Genomic DNA, 11,912 nt, shown 5'->3' with positions numbered 1-11,912 from the left:
CGCGGGCGGGGGCGGGGGGGGGGGGGGCGCGCGCGGGGGGGGCCCGGGGGGGGGGGGGGGGGGGGGCCGCGGGCCCCCGGCCCCCCCCCCCTCCCCGTACCCGCCGGGCTCAGTCCGCGGCCGCGACCGGCTCCGGGGATCCGGACCGCTCCGCCGCCGCCTTCTTGGCGCGGTTCTTGATGATCAGCATCGAGGCGGCGCCGATCAGCAGGGCGAGGACGAGGCCGAGCCAGGAGAAGCGCTTGAGCCAGGCCTCCGCGACGATGCCGACGGAGTAGATGACGGCCGTGGTGCCGCCCGCCCACAGGATGCCGCCGAGGACGTTGGCGACGAGGAACTTCCAGTACGGCATGTGCAGCACGCCCGCCAGCGGCCCGGCGAAGATGCGCAGGAGGGCGATGAAACGGCCGAAGAAGACCGCCCACATGCCCCACTTCCGGAAGGAGCTCTCGGCCAGGCCGATGTTGGCCTCGCTGAAGTGTCTCGGGAACTTCCTCTCCAGCCTGGCGAGCAGCGGACGGCCGCCCTTGCGGCCGATCGCGTAACCGATCGAGTCACCGATGATCGCCCCGGCGACGGCGCAGGCACCGAGCACGTACGGGTTGATGTCGCCGTGCTGCGAGGCGAGCAGCGCCGAACTGACGAGGACGATCTCACCGGGCAGCGGGATGCCCAGGCTCTCCAGCCCGATCACCACCCCCACCAGGACGTAGACGGCGATCGCGGGGATCGTCTCCAGCCACTCCTGGACGTGCACGCGGCTTCCTCCCGTTTCGACTGCCCGGCCGCGCCCGGCCCGTGGTCGGGGCCGGGCCGCCGTCGCACCCCGGCCGGGCACGACCGGGGCACTCTACCGGTCGTGACGACCGCGCCGGGCCGCCGCCCACCGGGAACGCGCGCCGCCCCCGTACCCCCTGGGGAGGGGGTACGGGGGCGGTGCGGGACACGCTCCGTCGGCCCGGCGCCACCGGGCGGCGGGCGCGGAACGTCAGGAGTTCGGGCGGAGGGTCCAGACGACCGTCATCTCGCCGGTCACCGCGCCGTCCTCACGGGTGATGTCGATCCGCACCGGGAACTCGGGGCGCTCTCCGGCGTCGAGTTCGGCGATGACCTCGGCGGCGGGGCGGCCGAGGGTCGCGGTGGCGGTGACGACGCCCATCGCCAGCTTCTTGTAGCCGATCTCGGCGCGGACGGCGAGCGGCACCGCGCGGTCGAGCTGGGCGCCGAAGGCGGCGAGCACGATGGCGCCGCTGGCGGACTCGGCCAGGGTGAACATCGCTCCGGCGTGCGGTCCGCCGACGTGGTTGTGGTAGGCGGGCTGGTCCGGCAGGCGGACGACGGCGCGCTCGGCGGTGGTCTCCAGGAACTCCAGGTTCAGGGTCCCGGCCATGGGAACCGTGGCGGCGAGCATGTCGCCCACGGACATCTGGTCTGCGCTCATGGGCCCCGATGTTACCCACCGGTAGAAGGCTTGGCCATCCCTTCCCGCCCCTGTGTGGGGAGGGGTCCCGCGCGCGCGTGCCCGGGGCGGGCGTGGTCCGGTCGTCCCCGCACCTCTATGGTTACTGGCCATGTGGCCAGGACAGCAGCCGCCCGGGGGCGAGCAGAACCCGCAGGACCCGAACCAGAACCCCTATCAGCAGCCGGGGTACCAGCAGCCGAACCCGTACCAGCAGCCGCCCGGCCCGCCGGGTTACCCGCAGCCGCCGGCACAGCCCGGCTATCCGCAGCCGCCCGCGCAGCCCGGGTACCCGCAGCAGGGATACGGACAGCAGCCCGGGTACGGGCAGCAGAACCCGTACCAGCAGCCGACCATGCCGCAGCAGCGGTACGGGGCGCCCGCGCCCGGCGGACCCGGCGTCCCCGGCGGGCCGGGCGGGCCGGGCGGCTCTCCCGGCGGCGGGAAGAAGAGGACCACCCTCGTGGCGGTCGTCGCCGCGACCGTCGTGGTGGTCGCGGCGGGCGCCACCGCCTTCTTCGTCCTCGGCGGGGACGACGGCGAGAAGCCCGTGGCCGACGACCGGAAGCCGTCCGTGACGGCTTCCGCCCCGACGGACCCCAGCGCCCGGCCGACCCTCGCCAACCCGCGTGACGGCGCCGCCCAGCAGCCGACCGTCCCGGGCTGGAAGGTCGTCTACAACCCGAAGTACGGCACCCTCTTCGACGTACCGCCGGAGTGGGAGGTGCAGAAGCCCGGTTCGCTCACCTTCTTCGACGACGAGAAGAAGAACGACGGCAGCCCGCTCGTCACCATGTCGAGCCCCACCCGTCTCAAGAGCCAGTGGTGCACCTACGACGTCGACAAGAACGGCCGCGACGAGAGCTGGAGCCTGAGCACCGCGGGCACCAAGGGCGGCCAGGGCGCCAAGAACACCGACGCCGCCTCCCGCAGCGAGGCGGGCACCTGGGTCTGGGGCGGCTACGCGCAGCACATGCCGCAGAGCACCATCCAGATCACCAAGCCCGTGCCGTACACCACCGCGTCGGGCCTCACCGGCAGCCTGGCCACCGCCAAGGCGCCGAACGTCAAGAAGCGCAACAAGTGCGAGACGGACGGCAAGTCGTACGCCTTCACCTTCAAGAACGCGCAGGGCGACTTCTCGACCTGGGTCCTCTACGGCGCCGCCGGTGTCGCCGACGAGCTGCCGGACACCGTCATCCGGAAGATCCTCTCGACGGTCCGGCTCGCCCCGTCGTCCTGAGCCCGTACCCCCTTTCGGGCGTCCTTCGGGCCGTCCTCCGGGCCGCTTGAGGCTCGGTCCTCCTGAATCACGGCACCGGGCCCGGTGCGCGGTCCGTCCGCGTGCCGGGCCCGTCCGCGCACCGGATCCCGCCCGTCCGGCGCACCCCGGCCGCCCCGGCCGTGCCCGTCCGCCGGGCCCGTCCGCCGGAGCCGCCCTCCCCGATATCGGGTTGGCGTCGGAGGGCGCCGACAGGGATAGTCCCGGGGTGAACACCCCCGCCGACGCCTCCCCCGGCCGCACCCCGCACCGCCCCGGCCGCCGCCCCGAGTGGGCCGGCCGCAACTACGTCCTCCTCACCGCCGCCACCGTCGTGACCAACCTCGGCACGCACGGCGCGCTGATCGCCACGACCTGGGCGGTGTTCGAGTCCGGCGGCGACGCGGGGGACGTCGGTCTGGTGGCGATGGCGCGCTTCCTGCCCCTCGTGCTCTTCCTGCTGATCGGCGGCGCGGTCGCCGACCGTGTCCCCCGGCACCGGGTGATGGTCGCCGCCAACGTCCTCAACTGCGTCTCCCAGGCCGTCTTCGCCTTCCTCGTGCTCACCGGCGAGGCACAGATCTGGCAGATGATGGTGCTCACCGGGCTGTGCGGCACCGGGCAGGCGTTCTTCAACCCGGCGGCCGAGGGGATGCTGCTGTCCACCGTCACCGGGGAGCAGGCGAGCCGTGCCTTCGCCGTCTACCGGATGGCCATGCACGGCGCTTCCATCGGCGGCGCCGCGCTCGGCGGCGCCCTCGTCGCCTTCGTCGGACCGGGCTGGGTCCTCGTCATCGACGCGGTCGCGTTCGCGCTGGCGGGCGGGCTGCGGGCCTTCCTCGACGTGAGCGGCATCCCGGACCGGGCGCCCGGCGGCGGTCTCTTCGCGGATCTGCGGGACGGCTGGCAGGAGTTCGTCGGCCGTCCCTGGCTGTGGTCGATCGTCGCCCAGTTCTCCGTGGTGGTGGGCCTGATCGGGGCGGTCGAGGCGGTCTTCGGGCCGATGGTCGCCCGGGACGAGCTGGGCGGCCCGCGCCCCTGGGGCATCGCGCTCGCCGCCTACGGCGCGGGGACCGTGGCCGGTGCCGTCCTGATGACCCGGTGGAAACCGCGCCGGATGCTGTTCGTCGGGACGCTCTGCGTCTTCCCGATCGCACTGCCCTCGGCCGCGCTCGCCGTGCCCCTGGACGTGGTGGGGCTCACCGCGGCGATGTTCGTCAGCGGTGTGGCGATCGAGGTGTTCGGCGTGTCGTGGATGACGACGATGCACCAGGAGATCCCCGAGGAGAAGCTGTCCCGGGTCTCGGCGTACGACTGGTTCGGCTCGACGGCCCTGCTGCCGCTGACGACCGCGCTCGCGGGCCCGGCGGAGAGCACGTTCGGCCGGAGCGAGGCGCTGTGGGGCGCGGCGGCCCTGATGACGCTCGTCACCGCGCTCGTCCTGCTGGTGCCCGATGTGCGGAACATGACCCGGCGCCCGCACTCCGGGAAGACCGGCGGGACGCCGTCGGTCCCCGAGACGGTGCTCTCCGGGACCGCCGTGGGGACCGCCGGATCACCCGATGCCGAAGGCGCCCTCCGGCGGAACGGGTGAGGGTACGGCACCGGCGTCGAGGACCGGTTCCGCGTCCCCGGTGAACCGGCGGACCTTCTCGCCGTGCTCCACGCGCGCGGGGAAGGCGTCCGCCGCCGCCCGCCGCGCGAGGCGGGCGGTGTCGAGTGCACGGGCGGAGGCGACGAGGACCGCGTTCCCGAAGCGGCGGCCGCGCAGCACGGCGGGTTCGGCGACCAGTGCCAGTTCCGGGAAGACGGCGGCGAAGGTGGCCAGCTGGGAGCGGAGGAAGGCGAAGGGCGCCCCGTCGGCCAGATTGGCCGCGTAGACACCACCGGGCCGCAGGACGCGCCGGACCTCGCGCGCGTACTCCACGGAGGTGAGGTGGGCGGGCACCCGCGAGCCGCCGAAGACGTCGCCGACGATCAGATCGGCCGAGGCGGCGGGGGCCGCCTCCAGCCAGCGCCGGGCGTCCGCGCCGTGCACCGTGATCCCGGAGTCCTCGGGCAGCGGCAGGTGTTCGGCGACCAGGGCGAGCAGCCCGAGGTCGGCCTCCACGACGTCCTGGCGCGAGCCGGGCCGGGTGACGTGGACGTACCGGGGCAGGGACAGGGCCCCGCCGCCCAGGTGCAGGACGTCCAGCGGGGCGCCCTCCTCGGCCGCGCCGTCGACGACGTGCGCGAGCCTGCGCGCGTACTCGAACTCCAGGTGCGCCGGGTCGTCGAGGTCCACGTACGACTGGGGAGCGCCGTCGACGGTCAGGAGCCAGGCCCGCTCCCGGTCCACGTCGGGCATGAGGCGCGCGGTGCCCTGGTCGGTCTCGCGCAGGACGGGAAGGTGCTCGTTCACGCCCTCATTCTGCCGGGACGCGGGCGCGGCTCCGCCGGGGAGGTCCCGGCGGGGTCCCCGGGCCGGTTCATCGGGCCGGTTCAGAGGTGCTTGGTCGCCTCGCGCACCGAGAGCGGGGAGAGTTCGCCCCCGTGGGCGGAGACGAAGGCGCGGACCTCCGCCGGGGACGTCTTGGCGTACTCGCGCAGGCTCCAGCCGATGGCCTTGCGGAGGAAGAAGTCCTTGTCGGGGGCGCGCCGCAGGCAGTACGCGAAGAGGCGGTCGGCGTCGGTGTCCTCCTTGAAGCGGAGCTGGTGGAGGAGGGCCGTCCTGGCCACCCAGGGGTCCTCGTCGCCGATCCACTCGTCCATGCGGGCGGCGAGCGCGGGATCGGCGGCGACGAGCCCGCCGACGACATGGGCGGCGAGGTGGTCGACCGTGTCCCACCAGGAGACGGTGGTCACGAGACGGCGGGCGACGGGCAGGAAGCCGGAGGAGCAGTGCCGGACGTGACGGCGCAGGTAGTCCACGGCGAAGTAGTGGTACTCGCGCTCGGGCAGGGCGAAGCAGCGCAGGGCGACGGCGGCGCAGTCCCGCTCGTCGGGACGGGGCGTGCCGTCGAGGACGGTACGGGAGAGGGCGCGGCGCTCGGGGGTCCGCAGGCCGAGGAAGGGGGCGACACCCTTCATGTACGCGGTCATCTCCTGCGCCCGGAAGGGGTTCCCCGCGGCGGGATAGACATCGGCGAGCCGCGCGAGGAGGACGTCGGCGAGGGCGCTGTCGGGCACGGGACCGGCGTCGCCCGCGGAAGGGGCGGAGCCCGGCGCGCCACCGGAAGCGGCACGATGCGGCGCGGCGGAACCCGTGACGGTACGCGGCTCGGTGCGTCCCGGGGCCGTACGGGCGGGGGTCACGCGGTCCGCGCTCGGGAAGCCCTGGGTCGGCTGCTCCGGCCCGGTGCGTCCCGGAACCGTACGGGCGGAGGTGGCACGGTCCGCGTCCACACGGTCCGGAGCCGCTTCTTCCGGCTCTGAGCGGCCCAGGGCCGTACGGTCCCGGGACGCCCGGTCCGGCTCCGCCGGGTCCGGAGCCGTACGGTCCGGAGCCGTGGGGACGCAGGTCGAGCGGTCTGGGGACGTACGGGCCTGGGTCGCGCGCTTCGGAGTCGTACGGCCCTGAGCCGCCCCGGCGGGGACCTCCCGGTCCGGCTCTGAGCGGCCCGAGGTCGTACGGCTCTGAGTCGCCCCGGCGGAAGCCTCTCCGTCCCGGTTCGGATGGGCCGCGCCCGGCCGGTCCGGTTTCGGGCCGGACGTGGGGCCGGGTTCCGGCCGTGCGGTGTCGCTCATGGGGTCTCCCTGCCCTGCGGTGCGCCGGGACCGGCCCCGCGCGGACATGACGCACATTACGGCGCCCATACGGAGGCGTCCGTTAGTCTCCCCGAATGCTCGCTCCCGCACCCCGGCCGCCGGGCTCCCTCGCGCTCCGCTGCTCCCGGGTCCTGCTCTCGCCCCGCGCGCGGCTCTCGTTGCTCGCCCTGCTGCTGCTCTCGGCGGGTTCCCTCGTGCTGCTCTACGAGCCGCAGCGGCTCCTCTCCTCGGGCTGGCGGCCCCGGGCGGACGGGACGGGCGCGGTACTGCTGTTCGCCCTCGCGTACGGGGCGTGCACGGCGGCGTTCGTGCCGAGGCCGGTGCTCAATCTGGCGGCGGGCGCGCTGTTCGGCTCGGCTTTCGGTCTGACGGCGGCGGTCGCGGGGACGGTGCTGGGCGCCGGGATCTCGTTCACGCTCGGCCGGGTCTTGGGGCAGGACGCGCTGCGCCCCTTGCTGCGGGGCCGCTGGCTGACGGCGGCGGACGGGCAGCTGAGCAGGCACGGGTTCCGTTCGATGCTGGCGATCCGGCTGTTCCCCGGGGTGCCTTTCGCGGCGGCGAACTACTGCGCGTCGATCTCACGGATGGGATACGTGCCGTTCCTGCTGGCGACGGCGCTGGGCACGGTGCCGAACACGGCGGCGTACGTGGTGGCGGGCGCCCAGGCGGATTCGCCGGGCTCCCCCGCGTTCCTCTTCTCGGCGGGTTTCATCGTCGTCTCGGGTCTCGCCGCCGCGGTGGTGGCCTGGCGCAAGCGGCACCGGCTGCGGGGCACCGCTCCGGCGCCGGTACCGGGCGTGGCACCGCAACCGGTGGGCGGCGCCGCGCGCTGACCCCGGGGCGCGGGGCGCACCGGCGCGAGCGCGGGTTCCGTCGCCCGTACGGAAGCACGACGCCCCTGCGGGAGCGCGATGGCCGCAGGCACTTCGGCACCCGTACGGACCCCGGCACCCGTACGGGTCAGAGCGCCTCGACGATCATCGCGTTGGCCAGGCCGCCCGCCTCGCACATCGCCTGGAGTCCGTAGCGGGCGCCCCTGGCCCGCAGGGCGTGCACCAGGGTGGTGGTGAGCCGGGTGCCGCTGGCGCCCAGGGGGTGGCCGAGGGCGATGGCGCCGCCGTGGACGTTGATCCTGCCGGGGTCGGCGCCGGTCTCCTGCCGCCAGGCGAGGACGACGCTGGCGAAGGCCTCGTTGATCTCGAAGAGGTCGATGTCGTCGAGCGAGAGGCCCGAGCGGCGCAGGACCTTCTCGGTGGCGGGGATGACACCGCTGAGCATGAGCAGCGGGTCGGAGCCGGTGACGGCGAAGGAGTGCAGCCGGGCGAGGGGGCGCAGGCCGAGGCTCCGCGCGGTGTCGGCGGCCATCACGAGCACGGCGGAGGCGCCGTCGTTGACCGGGCTGCTGTTCCCGGCGGTCACGGACCAGTCGATCCGGGGGAAGCGGGCGGCGAAGCCGGGGTCCTCGAAGGCGGGGCGCAGCCCCGCGAGGATCTCGGGGGTGGTCGCGGGGCGGACGGACTCGTCGCGGCGGACGTCCCCGTACGGGACGACCTCGGCGTCGAAGAGTCCGTCCGCCCAGGCGCGGGCCGCCCTGGTGTGCGAGGCGGCGGCGAAGACGTCCATGGCCTCGCGTCCGAGGGACCACTCGGCTGCGATCAGTTCGGCGCTGATGCCCTGCGGGACGAGGCCCCCGGGGTAGCGCTCGGCGACACCGGGGCCGAAGGGGTCGGCGCCGGGCGGCACGTTGGACCACATCGGGACGCGGCTCATCGACTCGACCCCGCAGGCCACGGCGATGTCGTACGCCCCCGAGAGGACTCCCTGCGCGGCGAAGTGGACGGCCTGCTGGGAGGAACCGCACTGGCGGTCGACGGTGGTGGCGGGCACGGATTCGGGGAATCCGGCGCCGAGCCAGGCGTAGCGGGTGGTGTTCATGGCCTGCTCGCCGACCTGGTCGACGGTGCCGCCGATCACGTCGTCGACGAGGGCGGGGTCGATGCCGGAGCGTTCGATCAGGGCGCGCAGGGTGTGGGAGAGGAGGGCGACGGGGTGGACGTCGGACAGGGCTCCGCCCGCCTTGCCCCTGCCGATCGGGGTCCGGACGGCTTCGACGATGACGGCGTCGCGCATGACGGGGCTCCTGGGTGGGAGAAGTGGACCAACACTCACCAGTAACGTAACCCAGCGAGTTTGACTTTCAAACTCTCCCGGGCCGGTCGATTGGATTTCCGGACCCACTGCCCCGGACTGACCTACCCTGACCTCATGAAGGCCGCGCCCCGCCCCTGCTCCATCGCCGACACCCTCGCGCTCGTCGGCGAGAAGTACTCGCTGCTCGTGCTCCGCGAGGTCTCCCTCGGCGTGCACCGCTTCGACCGGATCGCCCGCAACACCGGCGCCCCCCGCGACATCCTCACCTCCCGCCTCAAGCGCCTCGTCGAGGCGGGAATCCTGGAGAAGGTCCCGTACAGCGAGCACCCGCCGCGCTTCGAGTACCGGGCGACCCGGGCGGGCGAGGAGCTCCAGCCGGTCCTGATGACCCTGATGGCCTGGGGCGACCGCCACCTCAACGCGGACGACCGCCCGATCGTCCTGGAGCACCGGTGCGGCGAGGTCCTGAGCCCCCGGGTGGTGTGCGCGCACTGCGGCGACGAGGCCGAAAGCGACTCGCTCAGGGCCCGTGTCCGGGCCCCGGGCTGGACCGTGACCGGCCCGACGCACCCCCGGCCGGTCTGAACACCTGCCCGTCACTTCGGGGGAGTACGCTGCGCTCGACCTTCTGACCGCACACGTACATAACGGGACGGCCCTAGCCCCATGAGTTGGTTCGAATCGTTCATCCTCGGGCTCGTCCAGGGGCTGACGGAGTTCCTTCCCATCTCCTCCAGCGCGCACCTCCGTCTCACCGCCGCGTTCGCCGGCTGGCACGACCCGGGAGCGGCCTTCACGGCGATCACCCAGATCGGCACGGAGACCGCGGTGCTGATCTACTTCCGCAAGGACATCGCCCGGATCGTCTCGGCCTGGTTCCGCTCGCTCACGGACAAGGCGATGCGCTCCGACCACGACGCCCAGATGGGCTGGCTGGTGATCGTCGGCTCGATCCCGATCGGCGTCCTCGGCATCACGCTCAAGGACCAGATCGAGGGCCCCTTCCGCGATCTGCGGCTGATCGCCACCACCCTGATCGTCATGGGCGTCGTGCTCGGTGTCGCGGACCGGCTGGCCGCCCGCGACGAGGCCGGCGGCCGCCACCGGGTGGTCCGCGAGCGCAAGACGCTCAAGGACCTCGGCGTACGGGACGGTCTCATCTACGGCTTCTGCCAGGCGATGGCCCTGATCCCCGGCGTCTCCCGCTCGGGTGCGACGATCTCCGGCGGTCTGCTCATGGGCTACACCCGCGAGTCGGCCGCACGCTACTCCTTCCTCCTCGCGATCCCCGCCGTCCTCGCCTCGGGCGCCTACGAACTGAAGGACGCGGGCGAGGGCCATGTCTCCTGGGGACCGACGATCTTCGCCACGATCGTCGCCTTCGTCGTCGGATACGCGGTGATCTCGTGGTTCATGAAGTTCATCACCACGAAGTCCTTCATGCCGTTCGTGATCTACCGGATCCTGCTCGGCATCCTGATCCTGATCCTGGTCGGCACGGACGTCCTGAGCCCGCACGCGGGCGAGTCCGGCGGCTGAAAGGGCGAATCTGACGGCTGGACCAGGGCCGTACTGGTAGCACTTTCGAGCATTTTCTAGCGTCTGATTGCAGCACCACGCCATGATCATCTCCCAGCGGGAGGGCGGGATACGCCGCACTAGGACGTGTGCGTCCGCAAAGTAGAGGGATGACACGGAAGGGCCCGCACGGCTGAGAGAAGCCGTGCGGGCCCTTCCGTACAGCGGGTGGAGCGGGTCAGCTGAGGCTCATGTCCGGCCTGCGCCACGACCCTCGCCGCGATGCGCAGCCGTCCATCCGCGGTGTCCCAGCCATCGCCGGTGAGCTCGTCCAGTGCGGCGGCGGCCGGGGCGTGCGTGTACCTCACTGCATGACCCTATTGAGCCGGGAGGCCGATGCTCAGCGCTCCGAACGCGGACAAGGCCTGGAGAGACATGACGAGGTCATTCCCGGCTCTGGAGGCGCCAGGCCAGTGTGCCGCCCGCAGCTCAAACTCGGACTGCATGTCTCGCACCTCTATCACTCGCTGGGACAGCCCGCATCATGCCTAGACCGTCAGTACAAATGACGGAGTGATTTTGTCGGGTCATATGGGAGCCACTGCTCCGATGTGAACGGGAGCCACGCGTAGGCCATACGTGACGGTGATGTACTCGACCTCGGTGGGCGTTCTTCGGCGAGTTCGGGAGCCATTCCGGCGAGGAGCCACTGATCGGGTGACCTGCCGAGGCATGGGCGGAGTGTCCGTGGGGGCCAGAGTGGTGGCGTCGGTAGCGTGTGAGTGAGGGCCCGGGTCGCCTCCCTGACAAGTCGCGGCCGGGGCCTCACCCGGGGTGTGCCAATAGGGCTGTACCCGTGGGGCCCAACCCTTCCTGAGTAGCGGCTACAGACCCGCCCGGTTCAGCAGCCACTCCATGTGCTCGCCCGGAAGGAACGGTGAGGCGCCGGCGGCTTCTGCGACGCGCTCCGAGGGGTCGGCGAGGAGACGGAGCAGGGATTGGAGCGGGAGGTTGCGGTGGGGCGCAACCGCGCGGCGGACGCGGTCTTCGGGGTCGGCGGCCAGCTTCTCGGCGAGTTCCGAGGGCAGATCCGGATCGCGAGGTGCGAAGGAGCGGAGCCGGGGCTCAGGATCGGTGGCGAAGCGGCGCAAGGCTGCTGGCGGGAACGTCAGGACCTCCTCCTTGTCCCACCAGAACGTGAACTTGTCCTGCCGGGGCCGGTAGCGGCGCTCAATGCTCTCAGCGGTCGCGAGATCGACCAGGTGCGGGACGGTGTGCGCCATGGTGAGGTGGACCATCTCCTCCTCGTCGTCGAGCAGTCGGGCCACCGCGCTAGCGGGAAGGGCCTTGCTGGCGGCCACGGAGACTCGGAAGCTGACATGGGGCGAGTCGATGTACGGCAGCGGATCGGCCGTCACCCAGGGCAGCCGCAGGGCCCGCAGTTCCGTGGGCGCGAACTCGTTCTGGAACCACTGCAGGACCGTTTCGTCGTCCGCGTCAGGGTCCGGATCAGCCGTCGAGCGCGACAGCTCGTGGACCGAGGCGTGGATCTGCGCCCGCACGTGGTCGGGCGTGTCCGGCCGGGCGAAGACCTTCACGCGGACACTCAAGGCCGGATCGACCGCAAGGGCCTCGCGGGCCGACGGCGGCAGGTCAGGATGCCGGGCGAGCTCGGCGCGAACCCAGCAGCGTTTCGTCGACGCGGTGTTCTGCGGCAAGCTGGGCTGATGAGGAACGGGGTCACGATCGGGCAGGCGGCGGCGTTCGTCGGCGTCA

Annotated in this window: 10 protein-coding genes and 1 pseudogene; 5 read left to right on the top strand and 6 right to left on the bottom strand. The window is 72.8% G+C overall.

Translation table 11 applies throughout. The features are described from left to right. Positions 1-109: 109 nt before the first annotated feature. Entirely contained in the window at positions 110-757 is a 648-nt protein-coding gene (locus ACIO92_RS24900) for a DedA family protein (RefSeq protein WP_402058844.1), read from the bottom strand. A gap of 231 nt (positions 758-988) precedes the next feature. Further along, entirely contained in the window at positions 989-1,441 is a 453-nt protein-coding gene (locus ACIO92_RS24895; RefSeq protein ID WP_366442712.1) for a DUF4442 domain-containing protein, read from the bottom strand. Between the two features lie 130 nt (positions 1,442-1,571). Between ACIO92_RS24895 and ACIO92_RS24890 the strand changes: the two genes are divergently transcribed. Beyond that, on the top strand, positions 1,572-2,702 hold the full coding sequence (locus ACIO92_RS24890) for a hypothetical protein (protein ID WP_402283002.1): 1,131 nt from the start codon (positions 1,572-1,574) through the stop codon (positions 2,700-2,702). 247 nt (positions 2,703-2,949) lie between these two features. After that, entirely contained in the window at positions 2,950-4,314 is a 1,365-nt protein-coding gene (locus ACIO92_RS24885) for an MFS transporter (protein WP_366442714.1), read from the top strand. Here ACIO92_RS24885 and ACIO92_RS24880 read toward each other — a convergent pair. Beyond that, positions 4,276-5,121 carry a spermidine synthase gene (locus ACIO92_RS24880; protein WP_402058839.1) on the bottom strand — a complete coding sequence of 282 codons (846 nt, stop codon included), beginning with the start codon at positions 5,119-5,121 and terminating at the stop codon, positions 4,276-4,278. The two genes, ACIO92_RS24885 and ACIO92_RS24880, sit on opposite strands and share 39 nt — an antisense overlap. An 80-nt stretch (positions 5,122-5,201) precedes the next feature. Further along, positions 5,202-5,888, bottom strand: coding sequence for a DNA alkylation repair protein (locus tag ACIO92_RS24875; RefSeq protein WP_401238688.1), 687 nt, complete (start codon positions 5,886-5,888; stop codon positions 5,202-5,204). Between the two features lie 653 nt (positions 5,889-6,541). Here ACIO92_RS24875 and ACIO92_RS24870 point away from each other — a divergent pair. Continuing rightward, positions 6,542-7,300 carry a TVP38/TMEM64 family protein gene (locus tag ACIO92_RS24870; RefSeq protein ID WP_401238685.1) on the top strand — a complete coding sequence of 253 codons (759 nt, stop codon included), beginning with the start codon at positions 6,542-6,544 and terminating at the stop codon, positions 7,298-7,300. A gap of 127 nt (positions 7,301-7,427) precedes the next feature. On the opposite strand, the gene ACIO92_RS24865 is transcribed toward ACIO92_RS24870, so the two are convergent. Further along, positions 7,428-8,597 carry a thiolase family protein gene (locus ACIO92_RS24865; RefSeq protein WP_366442718.1) on the bottom strand — a complete coding sequence of 390 codons (1,170 nt, stop codon included), beginning with the start codon at positions 8,595-8,597 and terminating at the stop codon, positions 7,428-7,430. A 135-nt stretch (positions 8,598-8,732) separates the two neighbouring features. On the opposite strand from ACIO92_RS24865, the gene ACIO92_RS24860 reads away from it, so the two are divergent. Together ACIO92_RS24860 and ACIO92_RS24855 are read left to right on the top strand one after the other, a co-directional pair. Next, positions 8,733-9,203, top strand: a complete 471-nt coding sequence (locus ACIO92_RS24860) for a helix-turn-helix domain-containing protein (RefSeq protein WP_366442719.1) — start codon at positions 8,733-8,735, stop codon at positions 9,201-9,203. A gap of 81 nt (positions 9,204-9,284) precedes the next feature. Then, a complete protein-coding gene (locus ACIO92_RS24855) occupies positions 9,285-10,157 on the top strand; it encodes an undecaprenyl-diphosphate phosphatase (RefSeq protein ID WP_366442720.1) in 873 nt (290 codons plus the stop codon). 863 nt (positions 10,158-11,020) lie between these two features. Here the strand turns inward: ACIO92_RS24855 and ACIO92_RS24850 are convergent. Further along, positions 11,021-11,912, bottom strand: a pseudogene (locus ACIO92_RS24850) (hypothetical protein); the annotation flags it as partial.

This window comes from Streptomyces sp. NPDC087215 (assembly GCF_044744885.1).
Taxonomy (GTDB): domain Bacteria; phylum Actinomycetota; class Actinomycetes; order Streptomycetales; family Streptomycetaceae; genus Streptomyces.
The sequence above is the reverse complement of the archived record's forward strand: the minus strand, read 5'-3'. Positions and strand labels throughout refer to the sequence as shown.

Excerpts from the sequence above, each read along its gene's own strand:
- ACIO92_RS24895 (WP_366442712.1), bottom strand. The coding sequence starts at position 1,441 with ATGAGCGCAGACCAGATGTCCGTGGGCGACATGCTCGCCGCCACGGTT.
- ACIO92_RS24890 (WP_402283002.1), top strand. The coding sequence starts at position 1,572 with ATGTGGCCAGGACAGCAGCCGCCCGGGGGCGAGCAGAACCCGCAGGAC.
- ACIO92_RS24870 (WP_401238685.1), top strand. The coding sequence starts at position 6,542 with ATGCTCGCTCCCGCACCCCGGCCGCCGGGCTCCCTCGCGCTCCGCTGC.
- ACIO92_RS24865 (WP_366442718.1), bottom strand. The coding sequence starts at position 8,597 with ATGCGCGACGCCGTCATCGTCGAAGCCGTCCGGACCCCGATCGGCAGG.
- ACIO92_RS24860 (WP_366442719.1), top strand. The coding sequence starts at position 8,733 with ATGAAGGCCGCGCCCCGCCCCTGCTCCATCGCCGACACCCTCGCGCTC.
- ACIO92_RS24855 (WP_366442720.1), top strand. The coding sequence starts at position 9,285 with ATGAGTTGGTTCGAATCGTTCATCCTCGGGCTCGTCCAGGGGCTGACG.